At 70.5% G+C, this 21,641-nt stretch carries 24 protein-coding genes and 1 pseudogene; 14 read left to right on the top strand and 11 right to left on the bottom strand.

Translation table 11 applies throughout. The features are described 5' to 3' along the window. Positions 1–144: N-acetylneuraminate synthase family protein (locus tag ETD86_RS19675; protein ID WP_246148015.1), on the bottom strand; the 144-nt coding region annotated here is incomplete at its 3' end. A 35-nt stretch (positions 145–179) separates the two neighbouring features. Here ETD86_RS19675 and manD point away from each other — a divergent pair. After that, the gene (gene manD / locus ETD86_RS19670; protein ID WP_138667614.1) at positions 180–1,409 is read left to right on the top strand and encodes a D-mannonate dehydratase ManD; all 1,230 of its coding nucleotides are present in this window, start codon (positions 180–182) and stop codon (positions 1,407–1,409) included. Continuing rightward, entirely contained in the window at positions 1,399–2,007 is a 609-nt protein-coding gene (locus tag ETD86_RS19665; RefSeq protein ID WP_138667613.1) for a gluconokinase, read from the top strand. Before manD ends, ETD86_RS19665 begins: the two co-directional genes overlap by 11 nt. A 37-nt stretch (positions 2,008–2,044) precedes the next feature. Here the strand turns inward: ETD86_RS19665 and ETD86_RS19660 are convergent, their stop codons facing one another. Both ETD86_RS19660 and ETD86_RS55255 read right to left on the bottom strand, forming a co-directional pair. After that, positions 2,045–3,628: a sulfatase family protein gene (locus ETD86_RS19660; protein WP_138667612.1), complete on the bottom strand. Its 1,584-nt coding sequence runs from the start codon at positions 3,626–3,628 to the stop codon at positions 2,045–2,047. Between the two features lie 74 nt (positions 3,629–3,702). Further along, positions 3,703–3,864, bottom strand: a complete 162-nt coding sequence (locus ETD86_RS55255) for a hypothetical protein (RefSeq protein WP_170223163.1) — start codon at positions 3,862–3,864, stop codon at positions 3,703–3,705. A gap of 108 nt (positions 3,865–3,972) precedes the next feature. Here ETD86_RS55255 and ETD86_RS60125 point away from each other — a divergent pair, with 108 nt between their 5' ends. Continuing rightward, positions 3,973–4,254, top strand: a complete 282-nt coding sequence (locus ETD86_RS60125; protein ID WP_425465646.1) for a YcxB family protein — start codon at positions 3,973–3,975, stop codon at positions 4,252–4,254. Between the two features lie 186 nt (positions 4,255–4,440). On the opposite strand, the pseudogene ETD86_RS60120 reads toward ETD86_RS60125, so the two are convergent. Together ETD86_RS60120 and ETD86_RS19650 are read right to left on the bottom strand one after the other, a co-directional pair. Beyond that, positions 4,441–4,746: pseudogene (locus ETD86_RS60120) on the bottom strand (SMR family transporter); the annotation flags it as partial. A gap of 13 nt (positions 4,747–4,759) precedes the next feature. After that, entirely contained in the window at positions 4,760–5,077 is a 318-nt protein-coding gene (locus tag ETD86_RS19650; RefSeq protein WP_138667610.1) for an SMR family transporter, read from the bottom strand. 92 nt (positions 5,078–5,169) lie between these two features. Between ETD86_RS19650 and ETD86_RS57065 the strand changes: the two genes are divergently transcribed. The 4 genes from ETD86_RS57065 (at position 5,170) to ETD86_RS19630 (ending at position 10,516) form a co-directional block, all read left to right on the top strand. Further along, on the top strand, positions 5,170–5,709 hold the full coding sequence (locus ETD86_RS57065) for a CGNR zinc finger domain-containing protein (protein ID WP_211370165.1): 540 nt from the start codon (positions 5,170–5,172) through the stop codon (positions 5,707–5,709). 1,063 nt (positions 5,710–6,772) lie between these two features. Then, positions 6,773–8,503: an L-aspartate oxidase gene (locus ETD86_RS19640; RefSeq protein ID WP_138667609.1), complete on the top strand. Its 1,731-nt coding sequence runs from the start codon at positions 6,773–6,775 to the stop codon at positions 8,501–8,503. Between the two features lie 334 nt (positions 8,504–8,837). Next, entirely contained in the window at positions 8,838–9,800 is a 963-nt protein-coding gene (locus ETD86_RS19635) for an alpha/beta hydrolase (protein ID WP_138667608.1), read from the top strand. Beyond that, positions 9,797–10,516: an alpha/beta fold hydrolase gene (locus ETD86_RS19630; RefSeq protein WP_138667607.1), complete on the top strand. Its 720-nt coding sequence runs from the start codon at positions 9,797–9,799 to the stop codon at positions 10,514–10,516. The genes ETD86_RS19635 and ETD86_RS19630 overlap by 4 nt, the downstream gene beginning before the upstream one ends. Positions 10,517–10,625: 109 nt before the next feature. Here ETD86_RS19630 and ETD86_RS19625 read toward each other — a convergent pair whose 3' ends face one another. Then, positions 10,626–11,399: an arylamine N-acetyltransferase family protein gene (locus ETD86_RS19625; protein WP_138667606.1), complete on the bottom strand. Its 774-nt coding sequence runs from the start codon at positions 11,397–11,399 to the stop codon at positions 10,626–10,628. A gap of 72 nt (positions 11,400–11,471) precedes the next feature. Beyond that, positions 11,472–12,401: a GNAT family N-acetyltransferase gene (locus ETD86_RS19620; protein WP_138667605.1), complete on the bottom strand. Its 930-nt coding sequence runs from the start codon at positions 12,399–12,401 to the stop codon at positions 11,472–11,474. Positions 12,402–12,531: 130 nt separating this feature from the next. On the opposite strand from ETD86_RS19620, the gene ETD86_RS19615 reads away from it, so the two are divergent. After that, the gene (locus ETD86_RS19615; protein ID WP_138667604.1) at positions 12,532–13,476 is read left to right on the top strand and encodes a hypothetical protein; all 945 of its coding nucleotides are present in this window, start codon (positions 12,532–12,534) and stop codon (positions 13,474–13,476) included. A 39-nt stretch (positions 13,477–13,515) separates the two neighbouring features. Beyond that, entirely contained in the window at positions 13,516–14,031 is a 516-nt protein-coding gene (locus tag ETD86_RS19610; protein ID WP_138667603.1) for a hypothetical protein, read from the top strand. Positions 14,032–14,035: 4 nt separating this feature from the next. Here the strand turns inward: ETD86_RS19610 and ETD86_RS19605 are convergent, their stop codons facing one another. Further along, on the bottom strand, positions 14,036–14,830 hold the full coding sequence (locus ETD86_RS19605) for a class I SAM-dependent methyltransferase (RefSeq protein WP_138667602.1): 795 nt from the start codon (positions 14,828–14,830) through the stop codon (positions 14,036–14,038). Between the two features lie 127 nt (positions 14,831–14,957). Between ETD86_RS19605 and def the strand changes: the two genes are divergently transcribed. The 5 genes from def to ETD86_RS19580 are packed head-to-tail and all read left to right on the top strand — an operon-like array spanning position 14,958 to position 18,407. Beyond that, positions 14,958–15,500 (top strand): peptide deformylase, encoded by a 543-nt coding sequence (gene def, locus ETD86_RS19600; protein WP_246148013.1) that lies wholly within the window; start codon positions 14,958–14,960, stop codon positions 15,498–15,500. A gap of 7 nt (positions 15,501–15,507) precedes the next feature. Further along, the gene (locus tag ETD86_RS19595; protein ID WP_138667601.1) at positions 15,508–16,128 is read left to right on the top strand and encodes a helix-turn-helix domain-containing protein; all 621 of its coding nucleotides are present in this window, start codon (positions 15,508–15,510) and stop codon (positions 16,126–16,128) included. Then, positions 16,121–17,566, top strand: a complete 1,446-nt coding sequence (locus ETD86_RS19590; protein ID WP_138667600.1) for a pyridoxal phosphate-dependent decarboxylase family protein — start codon at positions 16,121–16,123, stop codon at positions 17,564–17,566. The genes ETD86_RS19595 and ETD86_RS19590 overlap by 8 nt, the downstream gene beginning before the upstream one ends. Before the next feature lie 55 nt (positions 17,567–17,621). After that, the gene (locus tag ETD86_RS19585) at positions 17,622–18,038 is read left to right on the top strand and encodes a CBS domain-containing protein (RefSeq protein ID WP_138667599.1); all 417 of its coding nucleotides are present in this window, start codon (positions 17,622–17,624) and stop codon (positions 18,036–18,038) included. A gap of 9 nt (positions 18,039–18,047) precedes the next feature. Beyond that, positions 18,048–18,407, top strand: coding sequence for an MmcQ/YjbR family DNA-binding protein (locus ETD86_RS19580; protein ID WP_138667598.1), 360 nt, complete (start codon positions 18,048–18,050; stop codon positions 18,405–18,407). A 20-nt stretch (positions 18,408–18,427) separates the two neighbouring features. Here the strand turns inward: ETD86_RS19580 and ETD86_RS19575 are convergent, their stop codons facing one another. The 3 genes from ETD86_RS19575 to ETD86_RS19565 all read right to left on the bottom strand — a co-directional run bounded on the left by ETD86_RS19575 (position 18,428) and on the right by ETD86_RS19565 (position 21,577). Continuing rightward, positions 18,428–19,297 (bottom strand): hypothetical protein, encoded by an 870-nt coding sequence (locus ETD86_RS19575; protein WP_211370164.1) that lies wholly within the window; start codon positions 19,295–19,297, stop codon positions 18,428–18,430. Positions 19,298–19,375: 78 nt separating this feature from the next. Beyond that, positions 19,376–20,524: an RICIN domain-containing protein gene (locus tag ETD86_RS57060; RefSeq protein WP_138667597.1), complete on the bottom strand. Its 1,149-nt coding sequence runs from the start codon at positions 20,522–20,524 to the stop codon at positions 19,376–19,378. A 207-nt stretch (positions 20,525–20,731) separates the two neighbouring features. Then, on the bottom strand, positions 20,732–21,577 hold the full coding sequence (locus ETD86_RS19565) for a D-alanyl-D-alanine carboxypeptidase family protein (RefSeq protein ID WP_138667596.1): 846 nt from the start codon (positions 21,575–21,577) through the stop codon (positions 20,732–20,734). Positions 21,578–21,641 lie beyond the last annotated feature (64 nt).

The following is a 21,641-nucleotide window of genomic DNA, read 5'->3' as shown; positions in this document are numbered from 1 at the left end:
GATCTTGTAGGCCGGCACGTCGAGCTTCTCCAGCAGCTCGACGGCCGTCGGGTCGAAGGGCGAGGAGAAAGCGATGAGCCCGTGCGAGCGCGCCCGCTCGAAGAGCGGCTCGTGCCACTCCCACGGTCCGCGGCCCGGCGGCATCCTTCGCTCGCACCACCCGTGAGAAAGGCACCCACGTGAAGATCATCGCAGCGGACGTCGTCGTCACCAGCCCCGACCGCAACTTCGTCACCCTCAAGATCACAACGGATGAGGGGATCACCGGGCTGGGCGACGGCACCCTCAACGGGCGGGAGCTGTCGGTCGCGTCGTACCTGGCCGACCACGTTGTCCCCTTGCTGATCGGGCGGGACCCGCATCGCATCGAAGACACCTGGCAGTTCCTCTACCGCTCGGCGTACTGGCGGCGCGGGCCCGTCACCATGGCCGCCATCGCGGCCGTGGACGTGGCGCTGTGGGACATCAAGGCCAAGGCCGCCGGAATGCCGCTCTACCAGCTGCTCGGCGGAGCCTCCCGGAACGGGATCATGGCGTACGGGCACGCCTCGGGCCGGGACCTGCCCGAGTTGTTCGACTCGATCCGCCGGCACCTGGAGATGGGTTACCGGTCGATCCGGGTGCAGACCTCCGTGCCGGGCATCAACGCCGTGTACGGCGTGGCCGCCCAGCCCAGCATCGACGGCAAGCGGTACGACTACGAGCCGGCCCAGCGCACCGCGCTGCCCGCCGAAGAGGACTGGGACACCCGCGCCTACCTGCGCCACCTGCCCGGCGTCTTCGAGGCGGTGCGCAACGAGTTCGGCCCCGAGCTGCCGCTGCTGCACGACGGGCATCATCGCATGACCCCCATCCAGGCCGCCAAGCTCGGCAAGGCCCTCGAGCCGTACGACCTGTTCTGGCTGGAGGACTGCACGCCGGCGGAGAACCAGGAGGCGCTGCGCCTGGTCCGCCGGCACACCACCACCCCGCTGGCCATCGGTGAGGTCTTCAACACCGTGTGGGACTACCAGACCCTGATCCGCGAACAGCTCATCGACTACGTCCGGTCCGCCGTCACCCACACCGGGGGGATCACCGCCATGCGGAAGCTCCTGGACTACGCCGCCCAGTACCAGATCAAGTCCGGCATCCACGGCCCGACCGACATCTCGCCGGTCGGCATGGCCGCCGCCCTGCACCTGGACCTGGCGATCCACAACTTCGGCATCCAGGAGTACATGCAGCACGGCCCTGCGACCAACGAAGTGTTCCAGCAGTCGTTCAGCTTCGCCGACGGCTACCTGCACCCCGGTGGGCTGCCGGGACTCGGCGTGGAGCTCGACGAGGAGGCCGCGGCGCGCTTCCCGTACCAACCGGCATACCTGCCCTTCAACCGGCTCAAGGACGGCACCGTCCATGACTGGTGAGCGCCGGCCCACCCGGCACATCGTCGTCATGGGCGTGTCGGGCGCGGGCAAGACGACCGTGGCCCGCGGGATCAGCGAGCTGACCGGGCTGCGGTTCGCCGAGGCGGACGAGTTCCACCCAGAGGCGAATGTGGCGCGGATGCGCGCCGGCATCCCGCTGGACGACGCGGACCGCTGGCCGTGGCTGCGTGACCTGGCCTCCTGGATGGCCGCCCGGCACGTCGAGGGTGTCTCCACAGTGCTGGCCTGCTCGGCGCTCAAGCGCTCCTACCGGGACGTGCTACGCCAGGGCCCGCCGGACGTGGAGTTCGTCCACCTCCACGGGTCTGCGGAGCTGATCCGGGACCGGATGACCCGCCGCACCGACCACTACATGTCGGCCGGCCTGCTCGACTCGCAGCGGGCGATCCTGGAGCACCTCGACCCGGAGGAGTCCGGGATGGTGCTGGAAGTGGCGCTGTCGCCGGACGAGCTGGTGGCGGCGGTGGTCGCCCGGCTCGGCCTGCCGCCGGCCACGCCGGCCGCTCCCCCGGCGACCGGCCGCTCCGGGCGGCGCGCCCGGTCCGGTCTTGGTCAGCCGGGCGGCGCGTCCAGCTAGGTGCCGCCGAGGGGCCGGCCGCGTGCCGGGGCCGCCCTCAGCCGCGTTGTGCGAGCGAGGCGGTCCAGCAGTCGGCCGTCCCCGGCCGCCCGCAGTTCCGCAACCTGTCCAGCACCTTGCGGAGCTCACCCGTCCTGGCGTTGGCCGGGTCGTTGGTCTCCTGATGCGGATCGGCGACGGTGTCGTAGTACTCCGGCCGCGGGTCGCCCTCGTACTCCACGTACAAGTCGCCGGCCGTGCGCACGGCCGCGTAGGTAGGCGGCTGCGAGTTCCCCGCCGGGAGGTCGTCCGCGTCCGGATCCGGCTCACCGGGCGCGGCGGGATCCGGCTTGACGTGCTCGATCAACGCCGCCTGGCGCCAGTCCTTGACCTTGTGCCCCTGGATGAGCGGCAGCAGGCTCCGCCCGTCACGGTTGTCGCGCCGCACTCCGGCCATGTCGAGGAAGGTCGCGAAGAGATCCACGTTCTGCGCGATGGCGTCGGTGACGAGATCGCCGTGCCGCCCCGCCGCCGGCCGCTTGACCAGCAGCGGCACCCGTGCGTCGTGATCATAGGCGGTGGACTTGCCCCGCACGAGCCTGTGCTGCCCGAGGTGGAACCCGTTATCGCTGGTGAACACCACATACGTGTCGCGCTGCTCCGCGTCCGTCAGCGTGCCCAGAACCCGCTCCACCATGTCATCGACCGACTGCACCATGCGGATCCGATCCCGGAAGTCCTCGCGAAGCTCGTTGACCACCTTGGGCGCGATCGGCTCCCGCCGCACCCAGGCCGGCTTGTCGGCGGTGTCCTCGTTGAAGGCGGCCGTCGTCCTCACGTCGATGCCGAGGCAGTCGGGACCACCGCAGTCACCGTTCGGGAACTCCCCGGCGGGCCACTCGGTCTTGGGCCAATCCCGCCGCGCGGGCGGGAAGCGCGGCTCCTTCTCCCCCGGCTTGACGCCGACCCTGGAATGCGGCGCGAACGGCGAGACCTGGAGAAAGAACGGCTCGCCGGGAGCGTGCTTCCTGCTCCGCTCGATGAAGTCGACCGCCCGCCGCCCGAGCTCGTCCACCAGATACTTGCCACCGGAGGGATCGACCGGCTTCTCCCCGGCCGTCTCCTCCTTGATATAGCGGGTGAGCTCATACTTGAACTCGCTGTATCCGCCCCCCGCCGCCACATGCCACTCGTCCCACCCGACGGGCACCTTGTAGTCGGTACCGACCGGATATTCGTTGATGTACTTGCCCAGGTACCCCGTCCGATAGCCGGCCTGATCCAGCGCGACGGCGTACGTCCTGCCCTCGTGTTTCTCGAACGCCTGGTAACCGCCGCCGTCGGAGCCCTTGTTCGTGGCCACGCCGGTGTTGTGTGGGAACTGTCCGGTGAACATGGAGGCCCGGGACGGGCAGCAGAGCGAGTTGGACACGTAGTAGTCGGTGAACGTGGTGCCGCCGCGCGCCAGGCCGCTGACGGTGTCCATGTACGGGAGCAGGTCCGCCGACATGTCGTCGACGAGGAAGAAGATGATGTTCGGCGGTCTGGGCTTGGCGACGGCCTGGGACGACGCCAGAGTCACCCCCAGGACCACGGTTAAGAGCACCGCCAGAGCGCGCCGGCCGCTTCGAGTCACGGACATGACTACCCCACTTACAACAGACGAGAGATCAGCGTTGCGATGAACGCTAATCTCCCCCGACGCGACCCCTCAAATCACCCACCGCTTGGCGCTTCCCCCATCTCCGGGCAGGATTGTCGCCACCATTCGACGGACAAGGCGGCAGGGTGGACTTCACCGTTCAGTACGAACCGGCTCTGGACGAAGTGGTGCGGGCCTTCGAGCAGGGCCTGAAACGCCAGCTCAAGCTCGTCCACCGGTTACTCCCGGCGGTCTTGGCGATATCAGGCGTCGTCTGCGTCCTGGTGGGAGACCTCTCCTTGGGCATAGGCCTGCTGGCCGGAGCGGCCGTGGCCCCCTTCGTCATGACCTGGTCGGTCCGGCGGATGGCCAAACGCCAGCTCACCTACCTCTGCGTGCCGACCACGCTGCACATCACCGGCGACGGCTACGAATGCCACACGGAGCAGGTCACCACCACACTCCGGTGGTCCTTCTTCAGCGACGTGGTGACCGGCCCGGAGTTCTGGCTGCTCTTCGTGAACAAGCAGCCCGCCGCCTTCCTCCCCAGGCGCGCCTTCACCCCGGAACAGCAAGCTGATCTGGACGCCGTCCTGTCGCGCCCCACCAAGATAGAGGCCGCCTGACCCGGTAAGGCGACCGCTCGGCTGCCGCAGCGGCGCCGGCTGGCGCGTCGCCTCCCGCGTCGCCTCCCGCGTCGCCTCCCGCGTCGCCTTCCGCGTCGCCTTCCGCGTTGCCTTCCGCGTCGCCTTGCGCGTTGTCGACTCGGTGTTGAGCAGGACAGCGCCGGTGACGACGGCGAGCAGTGCGATGGCTTTGACGGGGGTGAGCGGCTCGCCGAGCCAGCCGATGCTGATGCCGGCGACACTGGCGGTGCTGAGTCCGAAGAGGCCGTAGGCGACGCTGCTCGAGAGTCGTCGCAGCGCGACCGCGAGCAGGAGCAGTTCGACGATGAACGTGACGAGGGCGGCGACGATGAGGAGCGGCCGGGTGAAGCCGTCGGAGTGAACGAGAGCGAAGACCTGCACGACATCGAGGGCGATCGCGCCGTACAGTGCGGCCCAGCTCACCAAGGCCCGCGGTCTCGCGATGGGGCGGTCGAGGGCCGACGTGTTCATGGAGCCTCCCTCGCTACGTGTTCTGCAGCCGCAGGACAACGACGCCGGCGCCGATCAGGACCAGCGCCGTGACTTTGCGGGTGGTGAGCCGCTCCCCGAGCCACAGCGTGCTGTAGACAGTGACCAGCGCCGTTGCGCCGGCGAAGTAGACCGAGTCGGCGATGCTCGTCGGCACGGTCAGCAGCGCACGCGAGAACGCGAAGAACGCCACCAGATAAGCCGCTGCGGCCAGCACGAGGTGGCGAGCGTACCGGCCGTGAGTGCCCCGCTCCAGCGCCGCGGTTCCAGCGAGGTCGCCGGCGATCGCGACCGCAAGGAATACCCAGCCCATGAGCCACACCTCTGATTCGAGACCAGTAAATGGCTTACACTGGTTAGTGTTTCACGCGCTTACTAACCAGTCAAGTTGATATAGTGGTCTCCATGACTGTGGTCGAGCGGCTCGTGGATCTGATCAACACCCGGCACTGTGTCGATGGTGACGACGTGCTCGCCGACCAGCGGGCGGTCGCCTGGCTGCAGGAGTGGACGGACGGCAGGCGGCAAGAGGCCGTCGACGCAGGGACGGTGGCCCGGCTGCGCGACCTGCGCGAAGGATTGCGGCAGCTCGCCGCCGCCAACAACGGGCAGCAGTGCGACGAGGAGATCGCGGATCGGGCTGCGGCCGTGCTGCGGTCGGTGCCCCTGATCGTCGAGTTCGGCGGACCAGAGACGCCGCCCCGGCTCGGGGCGTATTCCGCCGCGGGCCTGGCCGAGCGTGCGCTCGCAGACGCCGCGGGCTGCTACCTCACCGCAGCCGCCAGCGGCGAGTGGTCCCGAGTCAAGTCCTGCGCCGCGCCCGACTGCCGATGGGCCTACCTGGACAGTTCACGCAATCGGTCCCGCCGCTGGTGCGACATGGCCGAATGCGGAAACCGGGCCAAGAACCGCGCTTGGCGGCAACGTCAAGCCGTCGGCGACTAGAGCCAGACAACCGCGTTCCGGCGCCGAGTGTGGGGAGAAGGGCACAAGGTCTTCTACGGGCAGGTCGCCGCACGGAAACCTGATCGGTTGGCGCGGGGCGCCAGATGAGCGAGCGGGTCAGGCTGGTGACGGCGGCGCGGGAGGTGAGGCGGACGAAGGTCAGGTGGGCGTTGGCGGGGTCGGCGGCGGCCCGCCGATAGCGGTCGCGGTAGGCCGCGTGCTTCGTCCAGGCGAAGCGGATGATCGACTCGTCTTTGTCCAGCAGGAAACGGAACGACTCCTTGTTTCCGTTCCACTTCGGCGCCGGTGGCCATGCGGCGCAGCGTCCTGGACAGGAGTTGACGCATCACCAGGTGGCGCGGCAGGTCCAGCCAGACCACGGTGTCGGCGCGCGACACACCAGCCGTCCACCACCCACCCCTCGCCGACGGTGAACCGGTCGACCTCCGCGCGGAATTCGCCGACGGGTCGCGGCGCCCACCCCGGCATGTGGAAGATCGAGTCGAGCTCCAACCATGGCACGCCCAGCCGCGCCGCCAGCGCGGCCGCCAGGGAGGACTTGCCCGAGCCGGAGTTCCCCACCACCGATATGCGTCGCACCGGGCAACTCTACTCAGCGGCGCAGGACGGCGGCGGATCCTGTGCGCCGACGGCCGGCCATCACAGTCGGCACGACGGCGTTCCGCGGGCCGCCGAACCTGTCTGGTCTGAACGCGAGTCAGAGAGTCTTCTCCGAGACCATCGGCCGCGAACTGCTCGAGCGCCAGGTGAACACCTTGGGAGTCGACGGCCATGGTGCGTACGACGCCGATCTCGCCTGGTCGCTTGAGCAGCCCGGACACCTTCGCCCGGGAGATGTGCAGGGCCCGCCCCCACCTCCGGCACCGGCCCGGGGGCGCATACTCCAGCACCTCGGTGACGAGCTGTTCGGGATGGCCGGGTCCTTGTTCTGCGTGTCGACGGCGACCTGCTGATCTACGAGCCGGCATGGACGTCACAAATCACGCCGCTATCCGGTCTTGCTTCTGGAGGGGCTTTCGTCACATGCGGCCAAAGGAGCACCATGCACTCGCCAGAGCACCGGATTGCCACGTCCGTCCTGGTCATCGGCACAGGAGGAGCCGGGCTTCGGGCCGCGATAGAGCTCGCCGAGCGCGGTGTCGACGTCCTCGCGGTCGGCAAGCGGCCGAAGGCGGACGCGCACACCTCGCTCGCGGCAGGCGGCATCAACGCGGCGCTCGCCACGATGGACCCCGAGGACACCTGGCAGCAGCACGCGGCGGACACCCTCAAGGAGAGCTACCTCCTCGCCAACCCGCAGACCGTGCGAATCGTCACCGAGGGAGCCGCGCGGGGCATCGACGACCTCCAGCGCTGGGGCATGCCGTTCGCCCGCGAGCAGGACGGGCGCATCTCGCAGCGCTTCTTCGGCGCCCACGCCTACCGGCGCACCGCCTACGCCGGGGACTACACCGGACTGGAGATCCAGCGCACCCTGATCAACCGCGCGGCGCAGCTCGACGTCCCCATCCTCGACACCGTGTACATCACGCGCATCCTCGTCCGCGACAACGCGGTCTTCGGTGCGTACGGGTTCGACCTGACCGATGGCAGCCGCTACGTCATCCACGCCGACGCGGTGATCCTGGCCGCCGGCGGCCACACCCGGATCTGGCGGCGCACCTCCTCCCGGAGGGACGAGAACACCGGCGACTCCTTCCGCCTGGCGGTCCTGGCGGGCTGCCGTATCCGCGACCCCGAGCTGGTGCAGTTCCACCCCTCCGGTCTCATCGCACCCGAGAACGCCGCCGGCACCCTCGTCTCCGAAGCGGCACGGGGCGAGGGTGGAATCCTGCGCAACCAGCTCGGCGAACGGTTCATGTCCCGGTACGACCCGGAGCGGATGGAGTTGTCCACGCGCGACCGCATCGCCCTGGCGGCCTACACGGAGATCAAGGAAGGCCGCGGGACTCCGGGCGGCGGCGTCTGGCTCGATGTGTCGCATCTGCCGCGCGAGACGATCATGACGCGGTTGCCGCGCGTCTACCAGACGCTTCTGGAGCTGCAGATGCTCGACATCACCAAGGACCCGATCGAGATCGCGCCGACCGCGCACTACTCGATGGGCGGGGTCTGGGTGCGGCCCGAGGACCACGGCACGGGCGTCGGCGGCCTGTACGCGATCGGGGAGGCGGCCAGCGGCCTGCACGGCGCCAACCGCCTCGGCGGCAACTCCCTCATCGAACTCCTGGTCTTCGGCCGCATCGTCGGGCAGGCGGCGGCCGAGTACTCCGCGGGCCTCGACGCCCAGCGCCGCTCGGCCGACGCGCTCGACGCGGCACGGGCGGAGGTGGACAACCTCCTGGCCGCCGACGGCCCCGAGAACGTGCGCTCACTGCAGCGCGCCCTGCGCGACATCATGACCGAGTACGCCGGCGTGGTGCGCGACGAGAGCGGTCTGCGCAAAGGCCTCGCCGAACTCGCCGCGGCGCAGGCGCGCATCGCCGACGTCGGCGTGCATCCGGACATCGCCGGCTTCCAGGACCTGGCCCACGCCTTCGACCTGAAGTCGGCGGCGCTCGCCGCCCGCGCGACGATCGAGACCGCGCTGGAACGTCGCGAGACCCGCGGCTGCCACAACCGCTCCGACTACCCCGAGCTCGACCCCGCACTGCAGGTCAACCTCGTGTGGTCCGGCCCGGGATCGGTGGAGCGGGAGGCCATCCCGCCGATTCCGGGCGAGATCGCGGCGCTCATGCGCGAGGTTTCAACCGTCGGCAAACTCGTCGAGTAACGATCAACCACCAGCCTGCCGGAAAGCGGGCCCGTCACCGCGCTGCTGCACCACGCCACCTGCCCAGTGGCGATCGTCCCCGTCCACCCGTAGGCCCCGGCGCGCCACACGATCATGTGGCGCGCCCGGCCCCTTCCGCGCGCCGCAGGACAGTGTTTGCGCTCTGCCGGTGCGCCACTCGGATTCCCAACGTTCTGCGAGGGAAGTCACCGAGAGGTCGGCGAGGAAACACCGGACCACGACGGCGACCACGGGCAAGGCCCGTCGCCTCTCGCCGTCCACCCGACCCGGGCAGCCGGTGACCCAGTCTCACGAACAAAAAGGGAAGAACCATATGAGCAAGCACATCCTGGAGTCGGCGGCGCAGGAGCTCGCCGAAGCGACCTCCAAGCCTCCGTTCCTGTACGAGCTCGGGGTCGACGGCGCCCGCAAGGTGCTGGACGACCTGCAGGCCGCCCCGGTCGCCAAGCCCGGCGTGGACGAGAAGTGGATCACTGTCCCGGCCGAGGCCGGCGACGTGCGGGTACGGATCGTCAAGCCCGCCGGAGCGGCCGGGACGCTCCCTGCCGTCCTGTACGTGCACGGCGGCGGCTGGGTGCTGGGCAACGCCGGCACCCACGACCGCCTCGTCAGCGAACTTGCCGTCGGCGCGGGAGCGGCGGTGATCTTCGTGGAGTACGACCGCTCGCCCGAGGTCCGCTACCCGGTCGCGATCGAGCAGGCCTACGCCACCGCCCAGTGGATCACCCGGGACGGCGCCGAGGAGGGCCTGGACGCCTCCCGGCTGGCGGTGGCCGGGGACTCGGTCGGCGGCAACATGACCGCAGCCCTGACCATCCTGGCCAAGCGGCGCGGCGACGTGACCTTCGTGCACCAGTCGCTGTACTACCCGGTCACCGACGCCGCCCAGGACACCGGTAGCTACCGCGAGTTCGCCGACGGCCCGTACCTGACCGCCAACGCGATGGCCTGGTTCTGGGACGCCTACACCACCGACCCCGCCCAGCGCGCCGAGATCACCGCCTCACCGCTGCGCGCCACCCTCGACGACCTGGCCGGCCTGCCGCCAGCGTTCGTCATCGTCGACGAGAACGACGTGCTGCGCGACGAAGGCGAGGCCTACGCCCGCAAGCTGACCGCGGCCGGCGTGCCGACCACCAGCGTCCGCTACAACGGCACCCTGCACGACTTCATGATGCTCAACCCGCTCTGCGGCACCCGCGCCGCGCGCGCCGCGACCGCGCAGGCCATCGAGGTCCTCAAGACCGCCTTGAACACCGGAAAGGCCGACTCATGAGTGAGCAGCCCGTCATCGTCCTGGTCCACGGCGCCTTCGCCGAGTCGGCGAGCTGGAACCGCGTCATCCAGCGCCTGCACGGCCACGGGCGCACCGCCGTCGCCGCGGCCAACCCGCTGCGCAGCGTCGAGGGCGACGCCGCCTACGTGCGCGACTTGATCACCGGCATCGGCCGCCCGGTCATCCTGGTCGGCCACTCCTACGGCGGCATGGTCATCACCCAGGCCGCGGCCGGCGACCCGAACGTCCGCGCCCTGGTCTACGTCGCCGCCTTCGCCCCCGCACCCGGCGAGAGCGCGCTCCTGCTGTCCGGGAAGTTCGAGGGCAGCACCCTGGGCGCCGCGCTGGAGGCCTACCCGGTCGCCTCCGGCGGCAACGAGTTCCGCATCGCCGAGGACAAGTTCCACTACCAGTTCTGCGCCGACCTCGACGCCGGCGAGGCCGCCCTGATGGCCGCCACCCAGCGGCCGGTGACCGAGCAGGCCCTGACCGACGGGCTGACGGTGGACGAGCCCGCCTGGCGCGCCACACCGTCCTGGTTCGTCCACGGCGAGCGCGACCTCAACATCCCGGCCGCGGCGCTGCGGTTCATGGCCGAACGCGCCGGCTCACGAGGAACCCAGGAGGTCATCGGCGCCTCGCATGCGATCGCGGCGTCCCAGCCCGACGCCGTGGTCGCCGCCGTCCTCGACGCCGTCGGCCACGTACAGGGCTGAACGGAGCTCGTCCTGCCGGTCTCGGCGGCTCTCGCCGGGGCCGGCAGGAAGCCGGGCTGCCGCGAGGTCAGGACACGGCCGGCTCCCCTGCGCCCATGGTCATGGGCGGTCAGTCGGCGAGCTTGGGCAGCACGGCCTCTGCGTCCGCCGCCCCGATCTCGATGCCGAGGTGGTCGCGCAGGGTCGCCATCAGCTCCTCCGCGGTCCTCACCGGGAGATCCTCTAGGCGGATCCGCTCCCCGGCGGTGGTCCGCTGGACGAGCACATGGTGCCGGAACGGCGACTGCGGATACTCCGAGACGTAGAAGTTGGCCACCTCGAAGTCGCTCGGATAGTGCGGCTCGTCGGGGCGCAGGGCGTACAGCTCCGTTTCGTCCGAAGGCGGCCCCGCGTGCAGGACCCAGAAGTCGCCGTCACGGCCCAGCCGCCACCGCCACGGCCCCGATTCCAGTGTGGCGCCGTCCTCGAACGGCATCGGCTCCACCAACCCTTCACCCCCGAACCCGACGTCAGCGAGCCACGTCAGCCCGTCCGCCGCCACGGTGAGCGTGGCGTGCGAGCGGGGCAGATGGTACCGGCCGAGCCGGATCCGGGCCAGGTGGCGGGTCACGGTGAAGCCGAGGCGTTCGAGCGCGGCCGCGAACAGCAGGTTCTGTTCGTGGCAGTAGCCGCCGCGCCCGCCCGTCACCATCTTGTCCTGCAGGCTGCCGAGGTCGAGTCGCACGCCGCGGCCGAGGAGCACGTCCAGGTTCTCGAAGGGGATGGCCTGGACGTGTGCCAGGTGCACGGCGCGCAGCGTCGCGGCCGTCGCGGCGAGCGGGCCGTCGTAGCCGATCCTGGTCAGGTACGCGTCCAGGTCGATTTTCTCCATCTCCCACGTCATGTGATCAACAATGACGGGTACGACGGCCCGCGCGCATCACGTATTCACGGGATGAGCGGCGTTCGCCGATACTTACGGCTTGGCGGACAAGACCATCCTGATGGCGAAATTGCGGTAACCGCCGCGTTCGAAGGCCCGAGCCATCGGCACGTTTCCCCTGTCCGTGTCGGCCACGATCCGCCGCACACCACGCTCGAAGTGGAAGCGGGTGATCTCGGCGAGCAGGTCGTCGACGTACCCGTGGCCGCGGTGCTCGGGCACCACGCCGAGGTAGCCCACCACGGGCGAGGCGTCGTTGGCCGACGGCAGCGCGACCCCGGCCAGGTCGCCGTCCTTCGTGTACGCCAGCCGCCACCACGACCGGTCCCCCGGCATCGACTTGTAGATGTCGACGTCCTCGCGCGCCTGCGTCTCCGGGTCCATGGTGAGCAGCCCCTGCCGCGTGTCGTAGTCGAGCGAGCCCTCCGCCACCCGCCGGAACGCCGCGACGAACGCCTCGTCGTCGTCATCCCCGCGGAACACGAGCCGCTCCGACGGCTCGGGCACGGGCTCATCGGCCGTCCACTCGTACCCCAGGCGCTCCAGCTCCTCCGTCAGCCCGGCGCGGCCGGCGGCCTCCCACCGCCAGGCGATCGCCGCCGTGGCCTTCGGGTCGTCCCGCCAGCCGTTGGAGAGGAACACGTGGTACGCGGGCCGCTCCCCGGACGCGGCGAACGCGTGCCGGAGCAACTCGGCCGCCAGGCCCACACGGTCGTCGACAGATGGATGGACGTACAGGCAGTCCATCGCGAGCGGCGGTTTGTCACCGCCGGAGAAGCCCCACCAGACGGCGCGGGCCAGGATCCGATCGCCGTCCTCGGCGATCCAGATGCGGTCGTAACGGTAGTTGCCGCTTTCGAGAAAGGACAACAGGCGGTCGGGATGGGCCCAGCTGATGGACTCGTCGACGACGCAGCCGAGGAGACGGTCTAGATCGCTCTCGACCGCGGTACGGAAATGCACGATTCCTCCGAGAAGTAGAAGCGGGCGCGACGAGCGCCCGGGGCAAAACCGGACATCTCAGCGCCTCCTTTCTTCCGACTTTTCGGCGTCCGCGTGCACTCTAGCGGAATTATCGCGAAAGGATGGGCTCGTGAGGTCCTACGACGACGACACGCTGCCCCTACAGCCTCCGATCCGGCTGCCCGACGAGGCCACGCTGGCCGCGGCCGTACGCGCCGCCCCGCTGGCCGAGGAGCTCGAACCCGAGGGCGACGACACGGAGGTGCTGGCCGCCTGGGCGGATCACTGCCGGGAGCGGCTGGCCGCCGACGAGGGCCTGCTGCTGGAGCTCCTCCGGTTGTTCCTGTCGCGCGAGCCGGCCCAGGGCGACATTCCCGGGACGCTGTCCGGGCTCGGGCTGGTACGCCAGGCGGAGCCGTACACGCTGAGCTGGCTCGGCCTGTGGACGGCGCGGCTGATCATCGCGGACACCACGGGCCAGGAGATCCCCGTCATGGGGTCGCTCGCGGACGGCGACGCGGCGGCGCTGCTGCACGGACTGCGCTCCTATCCGGAGGCAGAGCGCGGCGAGGAGCTGGCGGGGTGGCTCAAGGGCAGGGACGCGGACGCGGCCGCGACGGAGATCGCCTCGGCGCTGGCCACGGTGAGCCCGCTGAGCCGGGCCGTCGGCGTGGAGCTGCTGTGGTCGGACTCGGGCACGTCGGGCTTCGGCGACGAGGGCCGGCTGGCGCTCTCCCGGCTGCTGGAGGAGCCGAAGCTGGGCGCGGTGATCGCGGCCAGGACCGGGCGCGAGGATCGGCAGCCGGTGCCCGAGGAGATCGCGTGGGTCCTGGTGGACATGGCGGCGGCGCTGCTGGAGTTCGGGGACGAGCCGGGCGAGGTGATCAACTCCATCGCCATGGGGATGAACTCCGAGGAGCAGACGAACACGATCGCGATGCTGGCGTTCGGGGACCATCCGTGGACGGGGCGGGTTCTGCAGGTGTTCATCGACCACCATCCGGACGAACGGGTCGCCGCCGCGGCCCGCAAGGCGCTGCGGCGGCTGCGTGGCCTGGCCGACCTCCGCGCCTGACCGGTCTCGTCCAGACGGCGTCCCGGTAGAGTCGACTCGGTGACGAACCATACGATCTCCCCGCAGAACGGCATCCTGGGTGAGGCGTTCGCCTGTGACTGCGGTGTGCTGCTCGGCGGCCGCATGACGGCCGAGCTGCACGCCGCCGAGAACGGCCTGTGCTCGGCCTGCCTCGGCTCGGCCGAGGAGCAGATGGCACCGGGCCTGGCGCGCGGCTGCTCGGCCTGCGCGGGAAGCGGGCGGCGCAAAAGGCAGATCACCTGGCAGCTGGCGTACGCGGAGGCCGAGAATCTGATCACGCTGAGCGTGGTGCGCGGGATCGTGGCCGGCGTCGACGGCCCCTTCCGCCTGTCGGAGATCGCCGACACGGTGCGAGCGGGTCTCGGGCTGCCCGGCGGACGGCTGCCGGTCGGGCCGCGGGTCCGCGATCTGCTGCTGCAGTTGCAGGCGGCGGGCGAGATCACCATGCTGTCGGCGCCTGACGAGATGGTCGGCGCCGATATGGTCCTCTATCGCGACCCGCAGTGGCAGCGGGCCCGCACCCTGGGAATCTGACCCTTCAGGCGCGGCAGACGATCTCGCCGTGCAGGATGGACAACCACCCGTCCCCGGCCGCCGCCCACTCCAGCCACCCGTCCGAGATCCGCCGCAGGTCGGCCTCCGTGGCGGCGCCGCTCGCCAGGGCCTGCTCGGCCATGGAGGAACGCAGGATCCGCTCGGCCCACATGCCGGCCCACCAGGCGCGGTCTTCCGGCGTGGCGAAGCACCAGGTGGACGAGGTGGCGGTGACGTCCTCGAAGCCCGCGGCCCGCGCCCATGACAGCAGCCGCCGGCCGGCGTCCGGCTCGCCCCCGTTGGCCCGCGCGATCTTCTGGTACAGCGCCAGCCACTCATCCAGCTCCGGCACCCGCGGATACCAGGTGAACGCGGCGTAGTCGCTGTCACGCACCCCCACGTACCCGGTGGGCTTGGTCACCCGGCGCATCTCGCGCAGCGCCCGCACCGGGTCGCCGACATGTTGCAGCACCTGGTGGGCGTGGACCACGCAGAAGGTGTCGTCGGCGTACGGCAGGTCGTGCACGTCGGCGACGGCGAAGTCCACGTTGTCCAGTCCCCTGGCGGCCACCTCGGTCTTCGCCAGCTCCAGCGCCTCGGCGGCGACCTCGGACGCCGTCACGTGCCCGACCAGGCCGGCCAGATCGGCGGTGATCGTGCCGGGCCCGCTGCCCACGTCCAGGAGCGTCATGTGCGGCTTCAGGTGCGGCAGCAGGTACGCGGCCGAGTTCTGCGCGGTGCGCCAGCGGTGCGAGCGCAGCACGGACTCGTGGTGGCCATGCGTGTAGACGGCGTCCATCGTCGAACTCCTTCGTTGCCCCATGCGGTCACTCTAGTGCTCATCTCACCATTCAAGAGAGAATGTCTTGTTATATGAGACAGTAGACTTGCTGCGACAGTTCGCGATGTCGAGAAAGGCGTTGGTCGTGGGAGAAGTCCGGCCGATCGTGCATGTGGGCGACCCCGTGCTGCATCACCCGTGCGAGCCGGTCACCCGGTTCGACGACGAGCTGGCGGCGCTGGTGGCGGACATGTTCGCGAGCATGTACGCGGCGGAGGGCGTGGGCCTGGCCGCCAACCAGATCGGCGTGCCGCTGCGCGTGTTCGTCTACGACTGCCCGGACGCGGACGGCGAGCATCACAAGGGCGTGGTCGTCAACCCCACGCTGGAGCTGCCAGAGGTCGGCGAGCGCCACCTCGATCCCGACGACGAGGGATGCTTGTCGGTGCCCGGCCAGTACGCGCCGCTCCCCCGCCCGGACCACGCCACCGTGCACGGCTACGACGCCACCGGACAGCCGGTCACGGTCGAGGGCACCGGCCTGCTGGCGCGCTGCCTGCAACACGAGACCGACCACCTCGACGGCCACCTCTACATCGACCGCCTCCCCGCCAAACGCCGCAAGCAAGTGCTGGCCGCCTACCGCGAGTCACACCCCTCCGCCATAGCGGACAAATCACCGCTATAGTGGAGGAATGGATGGCGAGGGGGTCCTGTCCACCGGCCTGTCGATGGCCGAGCTGGGACAGCGGATTCGCGGCGAGCGGCGGGCGCGCGGCTTGTCGATCGAGCGCCTGGCCGAGCTGAGCCGCATCAGCAGGAGCATGGTGTCGGACGTCGAACGCGGCGCCAAGACACCGACCGTGCTGGTGCTCGACCGGCTGGCCACGGCGCTCGGCACCTCGATCGGGCGGCTGCTCGACGAGCCGGCGCACGGCGCGATGCGGGTGCTGCGGCACGGCGAGCAGCGGGTGCTGCGTGACCCGTCGGGCTGGGAGCGGCGGGTGTTGTCGCCGGTGCTCGGTGACGTGGAGTTCGAGTTCATGCGCACGACCATCGGGCCGGGCGTGGACGCGGGCGAGTTCGAGCCGCACGCGCCGGGGTCGCGGGAGTACCTCGCGGTGGAGCACGGCAGCCTGCGACTGACCATCAACGGCAGGCCGTACGTGCTCGAGCAAGGGGACGCGGCCTACTACCCGGGCGACTGCCGCCACGCCTTCGCCAACGACGGCGCCGCCGACTGCGTGTACTACCTGGCCATGGAGCTGGGCGGCGCCGGGCATCACGAACCACGGAAGGAATCGCTCGATGATTGACCCGCGCCCGGCGAACGGCACCGACGGAGAGGACCTGCGGGTGACCGGGGCCAAGGCGGCCACGATCGTGGCCGGGCACCTCGCGGGCCTCGCCGCCCGGCCGGTCTGGCAGCCGGTGCCGGCCGCGGAGCGCGCCTGGCTGACCGACCAGCAGCTGCCCGAGGCCGGGCGCGCGCTGGACGACCTGCTCGAGGACGCCCGCACGCACGTGCTGCCCCACCCGATGGGCAACGGCCACCCCCGCTTCTTCGGCTGGGTGAACTCCCCGCCCAACCCGGCGGGCGTGCTCGTCGAGCCGCTGGCCGCCGCGTTCAACCCGAGCTGCGCCGGCGGCGACCACGCCGGGCCGCACCTGGAGCGGGCGGTGGTGCGCTGGCTGGCCGAGCTCGTCGCCTTCCCGCACCCGCCTGGAGGCGGGCTGCTGACCAGCGGGGCGTCGATGGCCACGGTGATCTGCCTGGCCGCCGCCCGCCAGCGGGCCGCGCTCGCCGACGGCTGGGACGCCCGGGAGGAGGGGCTGTCCGGCCGGCCGCCCATGGTCCTGTACGTCACCGAAGAGGGCCACAGCTGCCTGCACAAGGCCGCCCAGTTGCTCGGCCTGGGAGCACGGCACGTGCGCGCGGTGCCGGTGGACGCCGCGTACCGGATGGACGTGGGCGCCCTGCGCGCCATGGTGGCCGAGGACCTCGCCGCGGGGCTGCGGCCGTTCTGCGTGGCGGGCAGCGCGGGCACCGTCAACTCCGGCGCCGTCGACCCGCTCGGTGAGATCGCCGACGTGGCCGCCGAGCACGGGCTCTGGTTCCACGTGGACGGCGCGTACGGCGCGCTCGGCATCCTGGCGGACGGCGCCGCGCCGCACTACGCGGGCCTGGACCGGGCCGACTCCCTCGCGCTGGACCCGCACAAGTGGCTCGGAGTTCCGGTGGGCTGCGGTTGCGCCCTGCTGCGCGACCCGGGGGCCGCGCGGGCCGCGTTCAGCCTGGTGCCGTCGTACCTGATCGACGACAACGCCGGCGAGCTGGGCTGGTTCGCCGAGTACGGGCCCGAGCAGACCCGCCCGTTCCGCGCGTTGAAGACCTGGGCCACCATGTCGCACCTCGGGCGCTCCGGCATCACGAGCCTGGTGAACCACACGGCGGGCCTGGCCCGCAGGCTGGCCGCCATGGTCGAGGAGTCCGCCGACTTCGAACTGCTCGCCCCGGTGACCACGTCGATCACGGCCTTCCGCTACCGCCCGCACCCCGGCGACGGGCTGGACACGCTCAACCGGGCGATCCCCGGCGCGGTGCAGGCGCGCGGGAACGCCTTCCTCACCGGCACCCGGCTCGGCGGCAGCGACGCGCTGCGGGCCTGCTTCCTGCATCCGGACACCACCGAGCATGATCTGGCCGTGCTGCTCGACGAGATCCGCCTGGCGGCCAAGACCCTGCGGACGTGAATCGCTCATTCGCCCGGGTAGGGGGTCGGCCGGACCGACCTACAGGAGGATTCCCATGGCGAAGACCGTGGCAGACGTGATGACCAGCCACCCGGCGACGGTCGAGGGCGACCAGCCGGTGTCGGTCGCCGCCGCCCTGATGCGCGAGAACGACGCCGGCGCCGTGATCGTCAACGACAACGGCCGCATGGCCGGCATCGTCACCGACCGCGACATCGCGGTGCGCGTGGTGGCCGACGAGAAGGGCCCGCAGACGCCGGTCCGCGAGGCCTGCAGCCCGTCCGTCGAGGCCGTCGGCCCCGACACCAGCATCGACCAGGCCGTGCAGCTCATGCGCTCGCACGCCGTGCGGCGCCTGCCGGTGGTCGAGGACGGCCGCGCCGTCGGCATCGTCAGCCTCGGCGACCTCGCGATCGAACGCGACCCGAACTCGGCGCTCGGCGACATTTCGGCGGCCGAGGGCAACCGGTAACGTGGCCGCGTGGTCACGGTCGACGATGTACGACAGTTCGCGCGCACGCTCCCGCGCTCCTCGGAGCACCTCATCAGGGACCGGGTGAAGTTCCGAGTCGGCAAGATCGTCTACGTGGCGTTCTCGCGGGACGAGACGCTCATGGGCTTCGGGTTCCCCAAGGAGGAACGCGAGGCGCTGGTGGCGGCAGAGCCGGACAAGTTCCTCATGCCGAGGGAGTCGGACCTGCGCTTCAACTGGGTGGTGGCCCGCATGTCCGCACTCGACGCCGCGGAGATGCGTGAGCTGGTGCTGGAGGCCTGGCGGATGTGCGTGCCGAAGAAGGTGCGGCTGGAGCAGCAGCTGGCCGCCGAACGCGCCCGCCCCTGAGCTGATGCCCAGCGCTGGGCTCAGGCGAGCCGGTCGACGCCGAGGGCGCTGATCAGCAGGCGTTCCTTGCGGTTGCCGAGCAGGCGGGCCGTCCAGTCGACGAATCCGCCGTCGCCGACCTCCAGCCCGCCGCCGTAGATCTTGTAGCAGAGGCCGGTGTAGTAACCCCGGCCGCTCTCCCTGTCCGGGTCGGGTTTCGCGTCGAGCGGTGCGGCCACGCGCTCGAAGCGTCCGTCCAGGACCGTGACCCGCGCCTCGGGGTCCGGGATCCCGCAGGCGCGTACGGCCTCGGCGAGGATCGCCAGGTGCTCGGCCGCGTGCCGGCGTTCGAACGCCAGGTCGCCGGTGTCGCGGCCCGCCGTCACCAGGGCGAACAGGGTGAAATGGGCGTAGAACGCGGCGCCTTCGAAGCGCTGGGCGCGGGTGACGCGTTGCAGCGCCGCCAGTCGTACCGGCTCCGGCCCGGCGGCGGCGCGGCGGCGCTGCGCCGCCTCCAGGGCGAGCGCGTTGGTGGGGTCGGCGGCGACCTCGCTGTTCCTGACGGTGGAGACGACCTTGTTCTGGTCCACCGGGCCGAGCGCCGAGCAGGCCCCGAGCGGGGCCACCGGGGCGAGCGTGACCACCTCGACGCCATCGGGCAGCGCCGACAACACGGCGTCCTCCGCGCGCCGCAGTCTGCCGAACGGGACAGGGGCGGGGGCGACGAAGCGGTCTTGGCCGTAGCGGCGCAGCACGTCGGCCGGGGACAGCGCCCGGGCGCGGCGGCGCATCACCTCCAGCAGCAGCGTGGTCAGGTCGGCGCCGGACAGGCGCTCGGCCAGGACGTCGAGGATCTCGGGTCCGCCCGCCTGCCTGAGCACCCGGTCCAGCGCGGTCGCTCGCTCCGTCATCCCCCACCCCTATCACGGCGATTCCCGGCGACGCCCGTCATTTTCGGACCGCCGGGAGCGCCGTTTGTGGCGAGGGCGTCACCAGTTGGCCGGCTCCGCGAGCGCGTAGGAGGAGGCGATTCTGGCGTGATCGTGGTAGATCGACAGGACGCTCTGCCCGCTCGGCGTGCCCTCACGCCAGCCGGTGCAGTAGATGCCCGACGACCATCGGATGGTCTGCGATGTCTTGGGCAACACCGTGACTCCGGTACGGCTCCACGTCTTCTGCCCGTTGACCCAGACCTCGAAGGCGCCGTCGGTGGCGTGGAACTTCAGACGGGTGACGATCCTGATCCACGTCCCCCGCAGGTTCGTGATCTTCCCGAGGGTGGCGGAGAAGCCACCGGAGCCGCCGAGCCTGAGCTCGTCGTTCTGCACGAACATCAGCTCCCAGGGTCCTTCGGGGTCCTCGGGCGACCACTGCTGGAAGGTGACGTTCTGGTTGTGGAACTGCCAGGTCGGCGGCAGGTAGATGGCCTGGCCGTAGTAGCGGTCCTGGCCCACGGCCTGGGTGCGGTGCTGGATGGTCTCGGAGTGGTATCCGCCGCCCTCGTTGACGTAGGTCTGCCTGGCCTCGATGGCGGTGCTCCCCTTGTAGACGGGGCTGCCGACCGTGCGCAGCACGCCCTGCTTCTGCGGTTTCTGCGGGAAGCCGTTCCAGCCGGTCAGAGTCCCGGTGTCCTGGAAGTACACCCCGGCGGGGAGATCGGCCAGGGGCCTGGCCCACTTCTGGTTCGCCCCGGTCGTGCAGGTCTGGATCTTCACCTCGGTGCCGTTGGGGCTGACGCCGCCGCCGGTGACGTCCAGGCACAGGCCTGAGTGGTGGCTGGAGATCGTCCCGTTGGCGTTGAGCGTCCACTTCTGGTTGGTGGCCCCCGTACAGTTCCAGGTCTGCACGGCGGTCCCGGGCGCGGTGCCGCGGCCCTGGACGTCCAGGCATTTGACGTCGCTGCCGCTGTAGACGCGCAACTCCTGGGCGTCGGTGTAGGTCCACTCCTGGTTGGGCTTGCCGTTGCAGTCCCACACGATGGCCTTGGCACCGCGTTCGGTGCTGGCGCTCTGGACCGTCAGGCAGCGCAGGGAGGCCTGACCGACCAGGGTCACGGGGGGTTCGGCGGCGGCGGCCGGGACGGCGGGGGCCAGAGCCGCGAGCAGTCCTAAGACGATGATGACCTCTCGTCGGAGCATGTGATCCTCTTTTCGCTGGGGGTTCTGGTCGGCGAGTATCACAGCCCTTCAACTCTTAGTAAAGTTTCCTTAGCAATATTTGAGGTCTCACCTCAAGGACCGATTGGCTGATCGACGGCTCATGGACCAGACGACCCACCGAGAGATTCCGACACGTAAAGGTCGGGTGCGCTCCTGGCCAGGGGCGGCATGGATCCGCTCAGAACACTACGAGACGCTGCGGTAGAGGTCTCTGGCCAGGGAGGTGATGCGCTTGGTGGAGCCGCTCCACGTGCTGCCCGCGGGGTGGGCCGTCAGCAACGCCATCACGTACCGCTCCCCCTTGCCCACCAGGCCGGTCGTGTACAGCACGGGACGGCCGTAGTCGGGCACGCCCGAGCCGACGGCGCGCTGGCTGATCCACGAGATGGGCGCGCTCTTCGCCCGTGCGTCGCACCTGATCGGCGGGGTCGTGCCGAACCCTGACCAGCCCTGCTTGACCGCCCACGGCCGGGTCAGCGCATCCGGGATGCCGAAGGTCTGGTCGAAGCCGTCGGTGCCGCACGGCGTGGCCTTGCGCAGGTGGCCGAGGATGGTGTCCCTGACCCGGGCGTCGGCGGCGTCCAGCAGGTAGCGGTAGGTGCGGACGATGTCGTACGCGCTCAGCGAGCTGTAACCCCAGAAGCCGGGCTTGGACGCGGGCGGCGGCGCGGTATCGGCCAGGCGGAGCTTGCGGGCCATACGTACGATGATCTGCCCCTTGCCGCCCCGGTCCCAGAACGCCGAGGCGGCGTCGTCGTCGCTGGAGCGCAGCATGACCTTCAGCAACTTCGCGTCGGCGGCGGGCACGCTCTTGCGCCGCTCCAGGTAGTCGATCGCGATGAGGATCTTGACGACGGACGCCGAGCGGTATTTGCGGTGCGCGTTGCGCACGGCCACGACCTTGCCCGTCTGCCGGTCGAACACCACCCACGCCGCCGTAGTGCCCGCCGGCACACGGGGTGGCGCCGCGGCGGCATGAGCGGGCGCGGCGAGCGCGGCGACGACGAGGGGCACTACGGCCAAGGGCTTCATTCGCACGCGCCTATAACTACCAGATTCATCCATCTCCCTCTTGACCGTCCAACAGAAGCGGGTA

It is taken from the genome of Nonomuraea turkmeniaca (assembly GCF_005889735.1).
Taxonomy (GTDB): Bacteria; Actinomycetota; Actinomycetes; order Streptosporangiales; family Streptosporangiaceae; genus Nonomuraea; species Nonomuraea turkmeniaca.
The sequence above is the reverse complement of the archived record's forward strand: the minus strand, read 5'-3'. Positions and strand labels throughout refer to the sequence as shown.

What these genes read in the sequence shown, in the direction of transcription:
- ETD86_RS19665 (WP_138667613.1), top strand. Translation starts at nt 1,399, where the DNA reads ATGACTGGTGAGCGCCGGCCCACCCGGCACATCGTCGTCATGGGCGTG.
- ETD86_RS60125 (WP_425465646.1), top strand. Translation starts at nt 3,973, where the DNA reads ATGACCTGGTCGGTCCGGCGGATGGCCAAACGCCAGCTCACCTACCTC.
- ETD86_RS19640 (WP_138667609.1), top strand. Translation starts at nt 6,773, where the DNA reads ATGCACTCGCCAGAGCACCGGATTGCCACGTCCGTCCTGGTCATCGGC.
- ETD86_RS19585 (WP_138667599.1), top strand. Translation starts at nt 17,622, where the DNA reads ATGGCGAAGACCGTGGCAGACGTGATGACCAGCCACCCGGCGACGGTC.
- ETD86_RS19575 (WP_211370164.1), bottom strand. Translation starts at nt 19,297, where the DNA reads ATGACGGAGCGAGCGACCGCGCTGGACCGGGTGCTCAGGCAGGCGGGC.
- ETD86_RS19565 (WP_138667596.1), bottom strand. Translation starts at nt 21,577, where the DNA reads ATGAAGCCCTTGGCCGTAGTGCCCCTCGTCGTCGCCGCGCTCGCCGCG.
- ETD86_RS19605 (WP_138667602.1), bottom strand. Translation starts at nt 14,830, where the DNA reads ATGGACGCCGTCTACACGCATGGCCACCACGAGTCCGTGCTGCGCTCG.
- ETD86_RS57060 (WP_138667597.1), bottom strand. Translation starts at nt 20,524, where the DNA reads ATGCTCCGACGAGAGGTCATCATCGTCTTAGGACTGCTCGCGGCTCTG.
- ETD86_RS19650 (WP_138667610.1), bottom strand. Translation starts at nt 5,077, where the DNA reads ATGGGCTGGGTATTCCTTGCGGTCGCGATCGCCGGCGACCTCGCTGGA.
- ETD86_RS19660 (WP_138667612.1), bottom strand. Translation starts at nt 3,628, where the DNA reads ATGTCCGTGACTCGAAGCGGCCGGCGCGCTCTGGCGGTGCTCTTAACC.
- ETD86_RS19635 (WP_138667608.1), top strand. Translation starts at nt 8,838, where the DNA reads ATGAGCAAGCACATCCTGGAGTCGGCGGCGCAGGAGCTCGCCGAAGCG.
- ETD86_RS19630 (WP_138667607.1), top strand. Translation starts at nt 9,797, where the DNA reads ATGAGTGAGCAGCCCGTCATCGTCCTGGTCCACGGCGCCTTCGCCGAG.
- ETD86_RS19595 (WP_138667601.1), top strand. Translation starts at nt 15,508, where the DNA reads ATGGATGGCGAGGGGGTCCTGTCCACCGGCCTGTCGATGGCCGAGCTG.
- ETD86_RS19590 (WP_138667600.1), top strand. Translation starts at nt 16,121, where the DNA reads ATGATTGACCCGCGCCCGGCGAACGGCACCGACGGAGAGGACCTGCGG.
- ETD86_RS19625 (WP_138667606.1), bottom strand. Translation starts at nt 11,399, where the DNA reads ATGACGTGGGAGATGGAGAAAATCGACCTGGACGCGTACCTGACCAGG.
- ETD86_RS57065 (WP_211370165.1), top strand. Translation starts at nt 5,170, where the DNA reads ATGACTGTGGTCGAGCGGCTCGTGGATCTGATCAACACCCGGCACTGT.